This is a genomic window from Actinomadura sp. KC06, from assembly GCF_004348735.1.
Lineage (GTDB): Bacteria > Actinomycetota > Actinomycetes > Streptosporangiales > Streptosporangiaceae > Spirillospora.
Genome location: NZ_SMKT01000396.1, coordinates 1 through 1,132, shown reverse-complemented (window position 1 = coordinate 1,132; position 1,132 = coordinate 1). Strand labels below are relative to the sequence as shown.

The window sequence follows — 1,132 nt, the reverse complement described above, 5'->3', positions numbered from 1 at the left end:
AGCCACACCACCACCGCATACCACGCCAGATCGATCAACGCCCACAGCACCGAGAACCCCACCAGCACCACCGGCACCGGCCATCCCTCCGGCACGAACTGCGGAAGGAAAGAAACCGCGAACACCCCCGCTTTCGGATTGGCGAAATTCGTCACCAGACCCAACCGGTAACACCGCAACCACGAATAGCCCCCATTCGACGCCTCTTCCACGACCTCGCCATCCACCTCAGCGGCACCGCCCGAACCGCTCCGGCGCGCATGCCACAGCGCACGCACCCCGAACCACACCAGCACCACCGCGCCCGCCACCCGCAGCCCGTCATACGCCAGCCGCGACGCCGCCAGCAGCGCCGACAACCCCACCGCCGCCGCCACACCCCACACCAGCACCCCGGTCTCGTTCCCCAGCACCGTCGCCAGCCCCGCGCGCCGCCCCGACCGCATCGACTGACGCATGATCACAACCGTGCTCGGCCCCGGCGCCATCGCGATCAGCACCGCCGCACCCGCGAACGCGATCAGACTCTCCAGCATCCCCTCATGCTGACCATCCCGGCACCCCGCCGCAAACCCTTTACCGCCCGTTGCCGACCGTTACCGTCCGCCCGGACGGTCCACGGCCGACCGCTACAGCGGCGGGCCGTCACCCTCCCCGCCACCCGAACCCGACGGCGACGGAGCAGGAGTCGTCGGCGCCGGCGACCCCGGAGTCGTCGGCGGACCCGTCGGCGCCGGAGACGGCGACGTCGGCGTACGCGACGGCAACGGAAACGACGGCGTCGGCTCCGGCGGCGGAGGCGGCGGCTCCTTCGCCTCCGGCTGGCACGCGAACAACACACCCATCAGCACCGCCAGCAGCAACAACCCCGCCGCCAGCAGCAACACCGTCCCCACCAGACTCCGCCGCGGCGCACGCTCCCCCACCGGAACCGGACCGGCCGCACCCGGCGGCGGCCCCGGACGCTCCAACGCCGGCTCCGCCGACCCCAGCCAATACGGCTGGAACTGCGGCCCGCGCCGCCGACCGCCCCACCACGTACGCCCCGACCCCTGGAACACCACCGGCTCCAGAAACCGCTCCGCACCCGCACGATCCGCCTCATACGACGTCGCCACCCACGGCGCCGGCC

General features: G+C 72.3%; 2 protein-coding genes. Both read right to left on the bottom strand.

Translation table 11 applies throughout. The annotated features are described in order from the left end of the window. Nucleotides 1–536: LysE family translocator (locus E1287_RS43325; RefSeq protein WP_131971993.1), on the bottom strand; the 536-nt coding region annotated here is incomplete at its 3' end. 109 nt (nucleotides 537–645) lie between these two features. Further along, nucleotides 646–828: a hypothetical protein gene (locus tag E1287_RS43320; protein WP_131971990.1), complete on the bottom strand. Its 183-nt coding sequence runs from the start codon at nucleotides 826–828 to the stop codon at nucleotides 646–648. Between the last annotated feature and the right edge of the window lie 304 nt (nucleotides 829–1,132).